Below are 16,411 nucleotides of genomic sequence, written 5' to 3'. Positions count from 1 at the left end.
TGCCATGAGTTGACGGCTAAATTCTTGCAGCGCTACTAGTTCGAATTTTGATGCGATTTAACAGAAGACGGCTTGGCTGGCTGTATCGGCGCCTATGCTAGGCTGTTAATTATGCTTGGCTTGTCGAGCGGACAAGAATGAGGCTGGTTAATACCTTTTCAATTCTCGGCCTTCTTATTGGTTCTATCTGCTTTGCGCTCTCCCTTACGCCATCCCTTATTCCTCGCAGTGATGTAATGCAGGGAATACTGGGCGGCGTCGCATTCTTTGTCGGCTATGTTTTCGGCGTCTTTCTGAGTTGGCTTTGGAAATACCTGGGTATTCCCAATCTGCCGATTTCCACATGGCAAAGACGTCTATTTGATCGAAGTGTATTAGCCGTATGTCTCCTTCTTTTTCTTGTTTCTCTCTGGCAGGGAGTGAAGTGGCAGAACTCTATCCGCGCCCTTATGGGTATGGAGCAGGTTGGATCCGTAGAGCCTATTACGATCGCTGTAATATCTCTCCTCATGTTCCTGGTGTTGTGGTGCCTGGGAAAAGGGTTTCAGCGTATAGTCCTCCTGGTAGCTTGCTATGTGGAGCAGCATGTGCCCGAGCGAGTGGCGATGCTTGTGGGTGTATTGGCGGCAGTGCTTCTTTATTGGGCTGTTTTTAATGGGGTGCTATTGAAAGCAGGGTTGCATGTGATTTCATCGACCTACCAGCGGCTAGATAATTCTTATGCGAAAAGTATTCCCCCACCGGCGGACCCCAACCTTCCTGGCGGCGCCAATTCGCTGATTAAGTGGGATGACATTGGCAATCAGGGGCGCCGGTTCTTAACGCTGGGGCCGACAGAGGAAGAAATAAAAGAGGTGGCTGGTTCTGCAGTACAGCCCATCAGGGTTTTCGTTGGGCTTGATAGTGCTGTGACGCCCATGAAGAGCGCTCAGTTGGCGCTGGAGGAATTAAAGCGGGTTGGTGCATTCCGGCGTGAGATCTTATTAGTGGCAACTCCAACCGGCGCCGGCTGGGTTGATCCCGGTGCTGTAAATTCTTTAGAGTTTTTGTATCGAGGTAATACCGCCACTGTTGCGGCGCAGTACTCCTATCTATCCAGCCCGATAGCGCTGATGGCGGATGATTCTGAGGGGCTCGAGTCGGCGCGAGCATTGTTTAAGGTCATTTATGATTATTGGGCTGAGTTGCCAGAAGATGAGCGGCCCCGAGTTTACTTGTTTGGCCTCAGTCTTGGCGCTCAACTTTCCGAAGACTCCTTCGATTTTTATGACATTATCGATGACCCGATTGATGGAGCCCTTTGGGCTGGGCCGCCCCTCGGTGTAGGCATGTGGAGCCGGATTGTCAGAAATCGAGATCCGGGCACTCCCGCCTGGCTGCCAGAGTTCAAAGGGGGGGAGGTGGTGCGCTTTGGTAATCAGTACGGAGGCTATATTGGTCGTGAGCCATGGGGTGAGTTCAGGATTGCATTTTTGCAGCACGCCAGTGACCCGATAGTATTCTTTAGTGTGCGCTGGGCGCTGGAAAGGCCCGACTGGTTGAACCATCCCAGAGGACCTGATGTATCGCCGGATCTCCAGTGGTACCCTCTAGTTACCGGATTGCAGCTACTGGCAGACTTAAATGTAGGGCTCGCGCCGTTATCTTTTGGCCATCGGTATACCCCGTGGGGATACACCTTGGCGTGGCTCGCCCTTACAGAGCCAGAGGAGTGGGATGAGGAGGCGTTGAGGCGCCTGAAGGCCCAGCTCAAGACTTACAACGTTCGGTAAACTTGCCTAAATCTTTGGATTTCCTGACGTTTTTCCGTTTAAATCGACCCTATGTTAAAACCTGTTCCCCTATTTATTGGTCTGCGCTACGTGGCTGCCCGCCGCAGGCAGCAGTTTATTTCCTTTATCAATGGCTTTTCTCTACTGGGAATGGCCCTTGGTGTTTTTGCGTTGATTGTTGTCGCTTCTGTTATGAACGGCTTCGATCGTGAGCTTAAAACCCGAATACTAAGTGTTGTACCTCACGGCTTTGTCGAGCGGGAAGGCGGTCTTGTGGACTGGGAGACACCTGCACGGCAGTTGGAAGCTCAGCCACATGTTAAAGCGACCAGCCCTTTTGTGAATGGCTACGCCCTTTTGAGTGCTCATGGCAGCAGTCACGGTGCCCAGTTCCAAGGTGTGGAACCGCAAGCGCTGCGCAAGGTGTCTACCGTCGGTGAGCATATGGTGATGGGTAACCTGGATTTGCTCGAGCCCCGCAGCTACGGGGTGGTTCTGGGGCGAATCCTTGCCCATCAGCTCAATGTGATTCCCGGAGATTCGGTAATACTGACCCTGCCAGCAGTCAGCGTGACCCCCGCTGGTATATTCCCCAGAACAAAGCGTTTCACGGTTGCCGGTGTTTTCTCTGTGGGTGCGCAGGTGGATCAGAATCTCGCGCTGATCAATATTGAAGATGCTGCGCGCCTGACCCGGATGACGGGTAAGGTCCAGGGGCTGCAGTTGCGCTTTGACGATATGGACAATGCGCTGGGGCTTGTTTCTGTTTATGCAAATGAGCTGGGCGAGGGTTTTCAGGGTGAAGATTGGGGGGATTCCCAGGGAAGTCTTTTCCAGGCAGTTAAAATGGAAAAGACCGTTGTCACGTTGATGCTGATGATCATTGTCGCCGTGGCCGCATTCAATATTGTCTCCGCATTAGTACTGATGGTTGCGGATAAGCGCTCCGATATTGCAGTGTTGCGAACATTGGGGCTGACCTCCCGTCAGATTATGGCGGTATTTGTGATTCAGGGCAGTGCCATTGGCATTATCGGCGCTTTTGCCGGTGCTGTTTTAGGCATCGTGATAGCGATGAACCTGACTGAAATGGTGAGCTGGATTGAGTCGGTAGTAGGCGCCAAGATATTTGATCCCCGTGTTTTCTTTGTTAGTTACCTGCCTTCTGAATTCCGTGTTGGCGATGCAGTGGTGGTGTTAACGGCGGCAATTTGTATGAGCCTGCTGGCAACGATATTTCCTGCCTGGCGAGCGGCACAGATTGAGCCGGCGGAAGCTTTGCGTTACGAATAATTTATATAAGTCGGCCTGTTTTGGTGTGATTTATAGATGTTGAGAGACAGCGAATAATTTGATGAACAGTCGAGTGGAAATAGATACGGAAAAAGCGCAGCCAGCTCCGGCCCCGGATGGTGCTGTTTTGGCTTGTCGGCAATTGCGCAAACATTATCGCCAGGGAGGCCGGGACCTGGAGGTTCTGAGTGGTGTTGAGCTTGAGGTAAAGCGGGGCGAGAAATTGGCCATCGTCGGCGCTTCTGGCTCTGGTAAATCGACACTGCTCAACTTGCTTGGTGGCCTCGATACCCCAAGCTCCGGTGAGGTCTGGGTTGCGGGTAAGAATCTCGCTGAACTCAACGCCAATGAGCGGGGCTGGTTGAGAAATAGCAGTCTCGGTTTTGTATACCAGTTTCACCATTTGCTTAACGAGTTTTCCGCCCTGGAAAATGTCGCCATGCCATTACTGATCGGCAAGCGTTCAGTTGCCGAAGCCCGCAAAGAGGCCGAGGCGATGCTCACGGCGGTAGGCCTGGGTGAGCGCATGGGGCACAAGCCATCACAGCTTTCTGGCGGTGAACGGCAACGGGTGGCCATTGCCCGGGCACTGGTGACAAGGCCTGCCTGTGTTTTGATGGATGAGCCCACTGGCAATCTGGATCGGGCTACGGCGGCAGAGATCCATAAATTGATGGATCGCTTGAATCAGGAGATGGGAATTAGCTTTGTGATTGTTACCCATGACCCGGATCTGGCGGCAGCCCTGGATCGCTGTCTGCATCTGATCGATGGGCGGCTGACTGCTGACTGGCACCAGGGTGATCATGTTTAAGCCTCTTCCCGCCTATATTGGGCTTCGCTATGCCGGTGCCCAGCGCAGAAATGACGATTCGGCCGGTTTGGTCTCATTCATTTCCGGTTTATCGATGATTGGTTTGATCCTCGGTGTCGCCTTGATGATTGTGGTGATGTCGGTGATGAATGGTTTTGACCGGGAATTGCGCGAGCGAATCCTGGGAATCATGCCCCATGTCACTATTTACAATGGGAGCCCTGATGTGGATTGGGCCCAGTTGCGCCAACAATTGGTTTCCGACCCCGCGGTTCTCTCCGCGGCAGAAGTGTGGCAGGTCAATGCGCTCGCCAGGCGTGGGGCTGAAGTGACGCCGCTGTTGGTGCAGGGGGTCAACCCGGAGACAATTACTGAAGTCTCCAATATCGGGGACTTCCTTGAATCCTCATCCTTCGATGCCTTGCTTGACCCGTCTGAACCGGGTGTGGTTCTGGGTAAAGGGCTCGCTGAAAAGTTGGGGGTTGAGGCGGGTGATTACCTTTCCCTGATTGTGCCAAATAACGATAGTGCCACCGGTGCACGCAAGGCAGCCAGGGTTGCTGGATTTAAAGTTGCGCAGGTTTTTCACTCTGGCACTGTATTGGACCAATCTCTCGCCCTGGTTGCCTGGCAGCAGGCCAGGGCTCTGGCTGGAGGTGGCGGTGGGGCAGGGGTCCAGTTACGGGTCAATGAAATGCTCGAGGCCAACTGGATTATGCGGCGTCTTCTGCAAGACCTGCCTCGGGGCAATTTCTACGGCACTGATTGGAGCCGAACCCACGGCAACCTCTACCAGGCTATTCAGATGTCCCGCAACCTGGTGGGGTTACTGGTTTTCCTGATTATTGCGATTGCCGCTTTTAATGTGGTTTCCACTTTAGTGATGGTGGTTATCGATAAGCATACCGATATCGCCATCCTCCGCACTATGGGGGCCAGTACTCGACAGATTTTGCTGACTTTTGTGAGTCAGGGGGCGCTGGTCGGGCTTGTGGGGGCTGTAGTTGGTGGTGCGTTGGGGGTGTTGGGCTCGCTGACGGTGACCAAATTGGTAGCGGGGCTGGAATCAATGCTCGGCATCCAGTTCCTAAAGTCTGATGTCTATCCCGTGGATTATTTGCCGTCCCAGTTGGTATGGGGAGACGTGGCACTGGTTGTGGCGGCGGGCTTTCTGCTTAGCTTGCTGGCAACTTTGTATCCGGCCTTTAAGGCCAGTCGGGTTCAGCCGGCAGCGGCCTTGCGCAATGAATAAGTCGGGCCGGGCTTTTGGGTAGGGTATCAATTTTTAGAAGATATCTGCCGGTGCCCGCCGCAATTTTGGCTTGGGTGCTGGCTGCCTGTTTTACCTTGATGCTGGATGGGTGGTACCTACGGGTTTTTTGTCCGCCTGATATGCGTAGTGGTTCCGTTTGCTACGCAGAGGGGTGGGAGATCTGGCCCATTTGGATTGTTTCACTGGGAGCGGTACTTTCAGCGTTTATGGTGGTGTGGGCGGCCGCGTTGGCTGCGGCTACCGCCAAAATTAAGGTGGCCCGCAAGGCTTTATTTGTTGGAGCTATTGCAGCTCTGGCGCTGGGTGCTCTTACCGAGTATTACCTGCAGGCATTGCTGGCAATTGCTTCAGGGGCTTTTGCCTGTTGGTGCCTGCAGAGGGTTTACAGTGGGAAAAGTTAACTGACCGCTGATCGCCTTTGGATTCGCAATTTCCATCTTTTCACAACGTGCCAGCGCCAGAGGGCACGCATGGCAAAATAGGCCACTGTCGCAAAGAATGCCCCGGCAATCAGAGAGCCGGTAAATAGTGGCAGCCAGATCTTCCCGACTTCACTGGTCAACCATTCCCACGACAGTTCGATGCTGAAATCCACCGGTGGCGCCCCTAGAACCCAGGCGCCGAGCTTGTAAGTGCTAAAGAAAATAGCCGGCATGGTGATCGGGTTACTGATCCATACAAGAATCATCGATAAAGGTAGATTGCAGCGCAGCCAAAGTGCGAGCAGAGCGGCAATAACCATTTGCCCTGGCAAAGGGAGGAAGCTGGTAAATACGCCAACCGCAAATGCGACCGAGACTGAGTGTCGGTTCAAATGAAAAAGGTTGGGGTCGTGGAGAAGAGTCCCCAGAAATTTGAGGCCATTGTTGGCTCTAACTTCTTCGGGGCTTGGCAGCCATCGCCTGATAATACTCTTCGGCATAACTCTGTCTGTAACCTGGGTGGTGGCAGCCTAAAACAAGCGCTGTTCCGAGGCCTGGATATTCTATCTGTGGGATTTTCCCTAAGCCCCAAATAAAGCATAGAGCGCTCGCGTTAGTCGAACAGGCTCATCTGGCGCGGGCGCTATTATGCCCACTTAAACATGGCAAGACTACTGCTCTGTTGAAAGTCACCTATTTTGCCCTATTGTCAACAATCCTTAATGTTTAATCGGGGATACCTGCAGTTGACGAGAGAATGCTGGTGATTTAATGTCATGCCCCATTAATATTGTCGACAATCCAGGTCTTGCATGACTGTAGTTGGTACTGCCGGTTCAGCTTCAGAGGAGCGCCAAAGCCTTGCTGAACGCTTATTTCTGACTTTGCGCGCTGAAATTGTGGAAGGGCAAATCGCCTCTGGCAGCAAAATTAGCGAGCCGGAACTGGCGCGCCGCTTTAATGCCAGTCGCGGGAGTTTGCGCGAAGCAGTGATGCGCCTGGAGTCTTTGGGACTGCTGGAACGCAAGGTCAATGTCGGAGCCCGGGTTGTAGAGTTAAGTGAGCGCGGCTTACTGGAACTCTATGAAGTTCGCGAAGCCCTCGAGGGTATGGCTTGCCGTCTGGCAGCGGAACAGCGCACCGAGGAAGACCTGGTCGAGCTGCGCCAAATGCTCTATCACCATGAGCAGCAGGAAGAGCTGCAGGCCGGTAAAGCGTACTTCCAGCCGGAAGGGGATTTTGATTTTCATTTCCGTATCGTGCAGGCATCAAAGAATGATCTTCTGATCGATACCCTGTGCAATCGACTTTATTACCGTGTTCGTATGTATCGCTACCAGTTGGGGATGGCCAGTCCCCGGGCCCAGCGGGCTTTCCGCGAGCACAATCATATTATTGAGGCCATTGAGGCCGGGGATGGTGAGCTGGCGGAGCTGTTAATGCGCCGGCATATCCGCGCCTCGAGAATAAACATTGAAAAGAAACTGAGGTAGAGCATGAGCCAAAAGCCTTCTGCTGGCGCGCGTTTCCGCGCTGCACTCGCCGAGAATCAACCGCTGCAAGTGGTTGGTACCATCAACGCCTATTCCGCCATTATGGCCGAACGTATTGGTCACAAGGCGATTTACCTGTCTGGCGCCGGTGTTGCCAACGCCTCCTACGGTCTGCCGGACTTGGGTATGACCAGTCTCGATAATGTACTGGAGGATGTGCGCCGTATAACTGCTGCCAGTGAGTTACCGCTTTTAGTGGATATTGATACTGGTTGGGGCGGCGCTTTCAACATTTCCCGCACCGTTAAAGAGATGATCCGCGCTGGTGCCGCTGCGGTACACATCGAAGATCAGGTAGCGCAGAAGCGCTGTGGCCATCGCCCGAATAAAGAGATTGTTTCCAAGCAGGAGATGGTCGACCGTATCAAAGCGGCAGTAGATGCCCGTACCGATGATGATTTCTTTGTAATGGCCCGCACCGATGCCTTTGCACAGGAAGGGCTTGATGCGGCTATTGAACGCGCCCAGGCCTGTATTGAGGCTGGCGCCGACGGCATTTTCGCGGAAGCGGTTACTGAGCTAGAGCACTATCGTGCCTTTAAAGACGCGCTAAATGTGCCGATTTTGGCGAATATTACCGAGTTTGGTAAAACCAAGCTGTATAACGCCAAAGATTTGGGCGAAGCGGGCGCAGATATCGTACTGTATCCACTGTCGGCGTTCCGTGCGATGAACCGCGCGGCGGAAAATGTCTACACCAGCATCCTGCAAAATGGCGATCAGCAAGCGGTTGTCGACACCATGCAGACCCGTGAGGAGCTGTACGATTACCTGAATTACCACGAGTTTGAGCAGAAGCTGGACGACCTTTTCACAAAGTAGGGACAAGCTGCCCGATGCGAAAGCCGGGCGCTGCGCTTTCAATTGGATGAACACAGTAAATGTGTATACAACAGGGGAAATAAGAAGATGGTAGAGAAAGCATTGGGCGGTGCTGGTCTGCGCGGCCAGGTAGCAGGTAAAACTGCACTTTCTACAGTGGGCAAATCCGGTTCCGGCCTGACTTACCGCGGTTACGATATTAAAGATCTGGCCCAGCACTGTGAGTTTGAAGAAGTTGCCTACCTGATTTTCTATGGGGAATTACCCACTGAGGGAGAGCTGGCGGAGTACAAGGCGCTGCTGAAAGCCAAGCGTGGCCTGCCGCAGGCATTAAAAGAAGTGCTTGAGCGCATTCCGGCTGATGCCCATCCAATGGATGTAATGCGCACCGGTTGTTCCATGTTGGGTAACCTGGAAGGTGAAGAATCCTTCGCCCAGCAGTTGGATAAAGCCAATCGCCTGCTGGCTGCGTTCCCCTCAATAATCTGCTATTGGTACCGTTTCACCCACGACAATGTGCGCATCGAAACTGAAACCGATGACGACAGCATTGGCGGCCACTTCCTGCATATGCTGCGCGATGAGAAACCCAATGAACTGCACGAGCAGGTCATGAACGTTTCCCTGATTCTGTATGCAGAGCACGAATTTAACGCGTCTACTTTTACCGCTCGCGTTTGTGCTTCCACTTTGTCCGATCTGTTCAGCTGCATTACCGGTGCTATCGGCACCCTGCGTGGTCCTCTGCATGGTGGTGCCAACGAAGCGGCAATGGAACTGATCGAGCGTTTCTCCAATCCAGACGAAGCAGAGAAAGAACTGTTGGGCATGCTGGAGCGCAAAGAGAAGATTATGGGCTTCGGCCACGCCATTTACCGCGAGTCCGACCCGCGCAATGAGATTATCAAAGGCTGGTCTGAAAAGTTGGCTGAGGATGTTGGTGACACCGTGCTGTACCCGGTATCTGTTCGCTGTGAAGAAGTGATGTGGCGCGAGAAAAAATTGTTCTGTAATGCAGACTTCTTCCACGCTTCCGCGTATCACTTTATGGGTATTCCCACAAAATTGTTTACCCCGATTTTTGTAATGTCCCGTGTTACCGGCTGGGCTGCACATGTTTTCGAGCAGCGCGCTGATAACCGCATTATTCGCCCGAGTGCAGAGTACGTAGGTGTTGAGCCCCGTACAGTAACTCCAATCGCTGAGCGCGGTTAATTTTCATTTCACTTTTGAAATGAGGCACACCCGGTGTGCCGGCTCCAGGTTGCCTTTGGTGAGTGGCCTGGAGCCACCCTCAGAAGAGACACGATTTTAAAAAAAGATTCGACTGATTTACCTGCTATGAATTCTGATTACCGCAAATCACTGCCCGGAACAGACCTCGATTATTTCGATACCCGAGCCGCTGTTGACGCGATCCAGCCCGGAGCCTATGCCAAACTGCCGTATACCTCACGTATTCTGGCGGAAAACCTGGTGCGTCGCTGCGAGCCGGCAAAACTGACCGACTCCCTGAAACAGATTATTGAGCGCAAGCGCGAGTTGGACTTCCCGTGGTTTCCAGCCCGAGTGGTGTGCCACGACATTCTCGGCCAAACTGCGCTGGTAGACCTGGCCGGTCTGCGCGATGCCATTGCCGATAAAGGCGGTGATCCCGCCAAGGTAAATCCAGTGGTTCCCACCCAGTTGATTGTGGATCACTCCCTCGCGGTAGAGCACCCCGGATTTGAGAAGGATGCTTTTGAAAAAAATCGTGCGGTAGAGGAGCGTCGTAACGAAGACCGCTTCCACTTTATCAACTGGACCAAAACCGCATTTGAAAACGTCGATGTGATTCCCCCCGGTAACGGCATCATGCACCAGATCAATCTGGAGAAGATGTCTCCGGTGGTGCAGGTGCGCGAGGGCGTGGCCTTCCCGGATACCTGTGTCGGTACCGATAGCCACACGCCGATGGTAGACGCTCTGGGTGTGATTTCTGTGGGTGTTGGCGGCCTGGAAGCTGAGAGCGTGATGCTTGGCCGCGCCTCTTATATGCGTCTGCCGCATATTGTTGGAGTGGAGCTCACTGGAAAGTTGCAGCCGGGTATTACTGGTACCGACTTGGTATTGGCTCTCACTGAATTCCTGCGCCGCGAGCGCGTGGTCGGAGCCTACCTGGAGTTTTACGGTGAGGGGGCTTCCAACCTGACCCTGGGCGATCGCGCCACTATTTCCAATATGACTCCAGAGTATGGCGCTACTGCGGCCATGTTCTCTATCGATGAGCAAACCATCGACTACCTCAAACTCACCGGCCGTGATGATGAGCAGGTAGCTTTGGTAGAGAAGTTTGCCAAGGAAACGGGCCTTTGGTCCGACACCTTGAAGGATGCCGAATACGAGCGGGTACTGAAGTTTGACCTGGACACAGTGGGTCGCAACCTTGCTGGCCCCTCCAACCCCCACGCGCTTCTGCCGGCTTCGGAACTGGCTAATCGCGGTATCGCTAAAGCCTGGGAAGAGAAAGCCGGTGAGATGCCCGATGGTGCTGTGATTATTGCCGCGATTACCAGCTGCACCAATACCAGCAACCCGCGCAATATGATTGCCGCAGGCCTGATTGCCCGCAATGCGAACAAGCTCGGCCTGACCCGTAAGCCCTGGGTCAAGTCATCCCTGGCTCCAGGCTCCAAAACGGTAAAAATGTATCTGGAAGAGGCCGACCTGCTACCGGATCTGGAGCAGATGGGCTTCGGCGTAGTGGCTTTCGCCTGCACCACCTGTAACGGCATGAGCGGTGCCCTGGACCCGAAAATCCAGCAGGAAGTGATCGACCGCGATCTGTATGCCACTGCAGTCCTGTCCGGAAACCGCAACTTCGACGGTCGTATCCACCCCTATGCCAAGCAGGCTTTCCTGGCTTCACCGCCGCTAGTCGTTGCCTACGCTATTGCCGGCACCATCCGGTTCGACATTGAAAAAGATGCGCTGGGATACGATGCCGATGGCAACCCGATTACCCTGAAAGATATCTGGCCCAGCGATGAAGAGATCGATGCGATCGTACGTCAGAGCGTGAAGCCACAGCAGTTCCGCGATGTGTATATTCCGATGTTCGAAGAGCGGGATGCCGCAGAAGAGCAGGGCCACGCACTCTACGACTGGCGCCCGATGAGTACCTATATTCGCCGTCCACCTTATTGGGAAGGTGCCCTGGCGGGCGAGCGCAGCTTGAAGGGCATGCGCCCGCTGGCGGTGCTAGGTGACAATATCACTACTGACCACTTGTCTCCGTCCAATGCCATTCTGGCCAGTAGTGCTGCCGGTGAATACCTGGCGAAAATGGGATTGCCGGAGGAGGACTTTAACTCCTACGCGACCCACCGTGGCGACCACCTCACTGCCCAGCGTGCAACTTTCGCCAACCCGAAGCTACTCAACGAAATGGTGCGCGATGATAACGGCGAGGTCCGTCAGGGCTCCCTGGCTCGAGTCGAACCGGAAGGGCAGGTTACCCGTATGTGGGAAGCCATCGAGACCTACATGGATCGCAAGCAGCCGCTGATTATCATTGCTGGTGCCGATTACGGGCAGGGCTCCTCCCGTGACTGGGCTGCGAAAGGTGTGCGCCTTGCCGGTGTGGAAGCGATTGTGGCCGAAGGCTTCGAGCGAATTCACCGCACCAACCTAATCGGTATGGGGGTATTGCCGTTGGAGTTTAAGTCGAGCACTACTCGTGAAACCCTGGGTATCGACGGTACCGAGAGTTTTGACGTAATCGGTGAGCGCACTCCCCATGCCACGCTGACCTTGCTTATCCACCGCGCTAATGGTGAGACGATTGAGGCTCCTGTTACCTGTCGTTTGGATACCGCAGAAGAAGTTTCCATTTATGAGGCTGGGGGTGTTTTGCAGCGCTTTGCCAAAGACTTCCTCGAAGCAGAAGCGACGGTCTGAGTTATGAAGTTTGCTCCTCAAATAAAAATCCCCGCGACTTATATGCGCGGGGGAACCAGCAAGGGCGTTTTCTTCCGCTTGCAAGATCTGCCCGAAGTTGCACAAGTGCCGGGGCAGGCCCGTGACAACTTGCTGCTGCGCGTGATTGGCAGCCCGGATCCCTACGGTAAGCAGACCGACGGTATGGGTGGCGCTACTTCAAGCACCAGCAAAACGGTAATTTTATCGCCCAGCGATAAAGCCGATCACGATGTGAACTACCTGTTTGGTCAGGTTTCCATCGATAAGCCGTTTGTTGATTGGAGTGGTAACTGCGGCAATCTCACCGCCGCCGTGGGTGCCTTTGCCATCAATAGCGGTTTTGTAGAGCCCGACAGAGTGCCAGAAAATGGCATCTGCACCGTGCGCATCTGGCAGGCCAATATTGGTAAGACCATTGTTGCCCATGTACCTATGGCCAATGGTGAAGTTCAGGAAACCGGAGACTTTGAGCTGGACGGAGTGACGTTTCCGGCGGCTGAAGTGGAAGTGGAATTTATGGACCCTGCCGACGGTGAGGGTGCCATGTTTCCTACCGGTAACGTAGTCGATGATCTGGAAGTGCCCGATGTAGGTGTGCTCAAGGCCACCATGATCAATGCTGGCATTCCGACGATTTTCGTCAATGCAGAAGATATTGGCTACACCGGCACTGAATTGCAGGATGCCATTAATGGTGACAGCAAAGCGCTGGCGATGTTTGAGAGTATTCGCGTTCACGGTGCGGTAAAGATGGGGTTGGTTTCTACCATTGAAGAAGCTGCCAATCGTCATCACACCCCTAAGGTTGCTTTTGTCGCTAAACCGCAGGATTACACTGCATCCAGTGGTAAGGCAGTGGCATCTTCCGAGGTTGATCTCCTCGTGCGCGCCTTATCTATGGGCAAGTTGCACCACGCCATGATGGGCACGGCAGCAGTAGCTATTGGCACCGCTGCGGCGATCCCGGGCACTTTGGTTAACCTTGCAGCTGGCGGGGGAGAACGCAGCTCTGTTTGCTTCGGTCACCCATCGGGTACCTTACGTGTGGGTGCTCAAGCCAAAGAGGTCGATGGTCAGTGGACTGCTACCAAGGCCATTATGAGTCGCAGCGCCCGAATCCTAATGGAAGGTTGGGTGCGAATACCTGGCAATAGCTTTTAGGACTTTGGTGATTTCTTTACAGGGGGCCTTTTGGCCCCTTTTTATTTCCTACTGTAAAAATGATTAGGAATCGGTTTTACATTTTTACTCCAATCAAATTTAATATTCCGTATATATTTAAATTAATAGGCGAATATTAATCTCAGTAATCCTGACAATAACTTTTTTTCCGGTTTTCCTGTGTTTTCCGGTAGGTTTTTATCTGAGAAAAAAGCTGTGTTTTTATCATTGTGAGACAGGGCTTGCCTTAATAGTCACATCCAGGTCTGTTTAGATATAGTCTTTATTGCTCAGCGCACGTATATTTAAGGCCTGCTGTTGGGATGCGAGGCGTTGGGTGAGCAAGCAGATAGACTCTAAAAAACTCCCAACATTCGTAGAAAGCTGGTGTATGAATCCTACGGTTTCAGTACTTACTTGACTTGCTGGTCGCAGCTAGTGACAACAAATTGTGAACTAGTCCTCTTTGTCCTAGTCGCGATCCGCTCTATCGTATCTGAGTTTCTTACGTCCCTTCTTTTTGAGATTTTAGCCTAGCCGCCGTACTGCCGACGGCCCTATGGGATGGCCATTCATTAAAAAATAAATGTGGCTTTCCTTTTGCAGCAGATTGGAGAGACATCAATGAGAATTAAAAAACCACTTACCTTTGCAATTGCAATGGCAAATGTCGCGGTAGTGTCGGCTTGGGCTCAGGAAGATAGCCAACAGGATGACGATTGGGCGCTGGAAGAAGTAACGGTTACCGCAACCAAGCGCGAAACCAATTTGATGGACACCCCCGTAGCGATCAGTGCATTTACGCAAGAAGAGCTCGATCGCCAGGGTATTAAGAATGTAAAAGATCTGGGCAACACTATCCCCAATGTGGATATTGGCTATGATGCCTCCCAGTCTTCACCAGTAATTTCTATGCGCGGCGTGCGCTCCACCAATACCAGTGAACTTGGCGATCCGGCAGTAGGCCTACACTTCGATGGTATTTACTCTTCACGCCCCCAGTCTGCTATGGCAATGATGTTTGACTCTGAAAGGGTTGAAGCCATGCGAGGGCCTCAGGGTACCCTTTATGGACGAAACTCTACGGTAGGCGCGATCAATGTTATCTCAAAGCGACCGGTAATCGATGAGTTTGAAGGTTCCGTAGGTGTTGAACTTGGCCGCTGGAATCAAGAATTGGTCAAGGGTGTTATTAATATTCCGGTTTCTGACACCTTTGCTCTTCGCGCATCCTTTTTGGATGAGACTCGGGATTCCTATCTGACTGGTTACTACGACGCTAACCAATATGACAACCGTTATGTTAGTGCAGATAGTCTCGGGGCGACTACTCTTTCTGACGATGCAGATCGCACTTTCACCCAAAACGGAAACTGGTGGGCATCTGAGGATGTATCCCTGGTAAGGGCTGATGCTGATGATTTCTACGGGAATGTTGACCAGCAGGCAGTACGTATTGGCGCCTTGTGGGAACCAACCGAAGATATTTCCTGGTATGCCGTTGCTGAGCATTATCAGGACAGCAGTGCCGGTGGTATTAATACCATTGACTGTGATAAAGCTGATGAGCGCGATGATGGCGTAAACTGCGAAACCTACTACGGTTCTGGAGCCGATCAGTATACGGTAGCGGTTAATGTTCCTGGTGAACTTGACCTTACGATGACTTCATTCCGATCCAACTTCCGCTGGGACTTTAGCGACAGCATGGCGTTTGTGTACAACACTGGCTATGCGGTACAAAACCGCAGTAACCTGATCGATGTTGACGCCGGCCGCAATACTTGGGATATGAGCATGAGCATCACAGATGCAGAGAATGTTTCATATTCCCATGAGCTTCAGCTCCAATCTACTGATGATGCTCCGCTTCAATGGATCACCGGTCTCTTCTACTTCCATGAGTCCAATGACCTCAATGGTTACTTCTTGGCTTCGCTGGATAATGCCGTTTTCTGGCGTCAGCCAGAGAGAAATGTTGATGCACTGGGGGCATTTGCCCAGGCAACTTATAGCCTCACCGATACTCTGCACCTGACACTTGGTGGCCGCTATACATATGATGAGAAAAGTGATGAGGGCGGCAATAACTTAAGCTGTACACGTGATTGGTCACTTGATACTGATGCAACTGGCGAGTACGGCTGTTTCCCTGCATACAGTCAGGCGCTCTTTAATGAATTGTCTACCGGTTACTTTGCTGATGATTCAATCTATTCCGTAGACACTTACAATGATGTTAGTGACGATTGGGAAAATGCGGATTTCCGTATTGGTCTTGATTACGATCTGACAGATGATGTGATGCTGTACTCTTACGTTGCATCCGGCTTTAAATCTGGCGGTCTAGGCGATGTAATTACTCAGTATGAGCAGGACCCTGATACTGCCGACTACATTTATGATGATGATGGCAACCGTGTTGTAGCAGCAACTTTTGATACCAACTACGATGAAGAGACTGTGGTCACTTTGGAGCTTGGTGCAAAAGGGACTTTCCTGGATGGTCGCTTGAACCTTGCCAATACTTTCTTCTTCTCCAAGTATAAAGATATGCAGCTGGCTGCGCCGGATACTGCCTATACTTTTTATGTTAAAGAGGTTGATGATGAAGGCAATTTGACGGGAGAAGTTACGACAGAGCCTGCCGTAATTTATCTCACAAAAAATGCCGCCAGAGCCGAAATAATGGGAATGGAGTTTGAGTTTGACTGGGCTCCATATCCAAATGGCCGAATTAGTGGTTTCGCCACTTGGATGAAAACAGAAATTACCTCTGATTTCTGGAACCGCTGGAACTTCAATAACCAGTCTCTGTTTGAGATTGATGACTGGGGCGCAGCTCACGATAACAGCAATGAAGAACTCTATCGCAACCTGAAAGGAAATGAGCTGCCTGCATCACCTGAGTTCAGCTTTACTATCAATTATGACCACACCTTTGAGTTAGCCCACGGTGGAGCGATCATTCCATTTGTCGGTATTCACTGGGAAGATGAGTCTTACCTGACCTACTGGAATGTCGACAAGCACGATTTCCCCACTGGTGATACTTCTGCTTTTGATGACAGCCGTGATTCTTTCTGGATGGTAAATGCTTCCGTGAAGTATGTAAGCCCGGACGATCAGTGGAATGTTGAAGCCTTTGGCAACAACCTGACTGACGAAGTTGTTCCGTACTATGCAGATGGAAGTGATGGCCTGGTATCTGGTCCATTCTCTACCCCAATGAGCTACGGTGTGCGCTTTAACTACAACTTCTAAGTAGTTACTAAGCGAGTATGATAAAAGCCGGACTGTATTATGCAGTCCGGCTTTTTTATTGCCTAATGAACTTCTCA

The 16,411-nt window shown here is 52.2% G+C and carries 12 protein-coding genes; 11 read left to right on the top strand and 1 reads right to left on the bottom strand.

What is annotated here, in order from left to right; genetic code table 11:
- The first annotated feature begins 137 nt into the window (after positions 1–137).
- From ACJJI3_RS06260 to ACJJI3_RS06240, 5 genes are all read left to right on the top strand, one after another.
- On the top strand, positions 138–1,772 hold the full coding sequence (locus ACJJI3_RS06260) for an alpha/beta hydrolase (RefSeq protein WP_444941875.1): 1,635 nt from the start codon (positions 138–140) through the stop codon (positions 1,770–1,772).
- Positions 1,773–1,823: 51 nt separating this feature from the next.
- Positions 1,824–3,065 (top strand): lipoprotein-releasing ABC transporter permease subunit, encoded by a 1,242-nt coding sequence (locus ACJJI3_RS06255; RefSeq protein WP_444941874.1) that lies wholly within the window; start codon positions 1,824–1,826, stop codon positions 3,063–3,065.
- A gap of 61 nt (positions 3,066–3,126) precedes the next feature.
- Entirely contained in the window at positions 3,127–3,879 is a 753-nt protein-coding gene (gene lolD / locus ACJJI3_RS06250; RefSeq protein ID WP_282932629.1) for a lipoprotein-releasing ABC transporter ATP-binding protein LolD, read from the top strand.
- Positions 3,872–5,131 (top strand): lipoprotein-releasing ABC transporter permease subunit, encoded by a 1,260-nt coding sequence (locus tag ACJJI3_RS06245; protein WP_444941873.1) that lies wholly within the window; start codon positions 3,872–3,874, stop codon positions 5,129–5,131. Before lolD ends, ACJJI3_RS06245 begins: the two co-directional genes overlap by 8 nt.
- 50 nt (positions 5,132–5,181) lie before the next feature.
- Positions 5,182–5,553, top strand: a complete 372-nt coding sequence (locus tag ACJJI3_RS06240; protein WP_444941872.1) for a hypothetical protein — start codon at positions 5,182–5,184, stop codon at positions 5,551–5,553.
- Here the strand turns inward: ACJJI3_RS06240 and ACJJI3_RS06235 are convergent.
- Entirely contained in the window at positions 5,550–6,074 is a 525-nt protein-coding gene (locus tag ACJJI3_RS06235; protein WP_413665638.1) for a DUF2062 domain-containing protein, read from the bottom strand. The genes ACJJI3_RS06240 and ACJJI3_RS06235 overlap by 4 nt on opposite strands.
- Before the next feature lie 312 nt (positions 6,075–6,386).
- On the opposite strand from ACJJI3_RS06235, the gene ACJJI3_RS06230 reads away from it, so the two are divergent.
- The 6 genes from ACJJI3_RS06230 to ACJJI3_RS06205 all read left to right on the top strand — a co-directional run bounded on the left by ACJJI3_RS06230 (position 6,387) and on the right by ACJJI3_RS06205 (position 16,334).
- Entirely contained in the window at positions 6,387–7,067 is a 681-nt protein-coding gene (locus ACJJI3_RS06230) for a GntR family transcriptional regulator (RefSeq protein ID WP_282932633.1), read from the top strand.
- 3 nt (positions 7,068–7,070) lie between these two features.
- Entirely contained in the window at positions 7,071–7,949 is an 879-nt protein-coding gene (gene prpB / locus ACJJI3_RS06225) for a methylisocitrate lyase (protein ID WP_282932634.1), read from the top strand.
- An 87-nt stretch (positions 7,950–8,036) separates the two neighbouring features.
- A complete protein-coding gene (gene prpC, locus ACJJI3_RS06220) occupies positions 8,037–9,164 on the top strand; it encodes a bifunctional 2-methylcitrate synthase/citrate synthase (RefSeq protein ID WP_444905390.1) in 1,128 nt (375 codons plus the stop codon).
- A gap of 126 nt (positions 9,165–9,290) precedes the next feature.
- Positions 9,291–11,888, top strand: a complete 2,598-nt coding sequence (gene acnD, locus ACJJI3_RS06215; RefSeq protein ID WP_444941871.1) for a Fe/S-dependent 2-methylisocitrate dehydratase AcnD — start codon at positions 9,291–9,293, stop codon at positions 11,886–11,888.
- 3 nt (positions 11,889–11,891) lie between these two features.
- Positions 11,892–13,070, top strand: coding sequence for a 2-methylaconitate cis-trans isomerase PrpF (gene prpF, locus ACJJI3_RS06210; protein ID WP_444941870.1), 1,179 nt, complete (start codon positions 11,892–11,894; stop codon positions 13,068–13,070).
- Between the two features lie 624 nt (positions 13,071–13,694).
- A complete protein-coding gene (locus ACJJI3_RS06205; RefSeq protein ID WP_444941869.1) occupies positions 13,695–16,334 on the top strand; it encodes a TonB-dependent receptor in 2,640 nt (879 codons plus the stop codon).
- Positions 16,335–16,411: the final 77 nt, after the last annotated feature.

It is taken from the genome of Microbulbifer maximicatervae (SeqCode) (assembly GCF_052466985.1).
The sequence above is the reverse complement of the archived record's forward strand: the minus strand, read 5'-3'. Positions and strand labels throughout refer to the sequence as shown.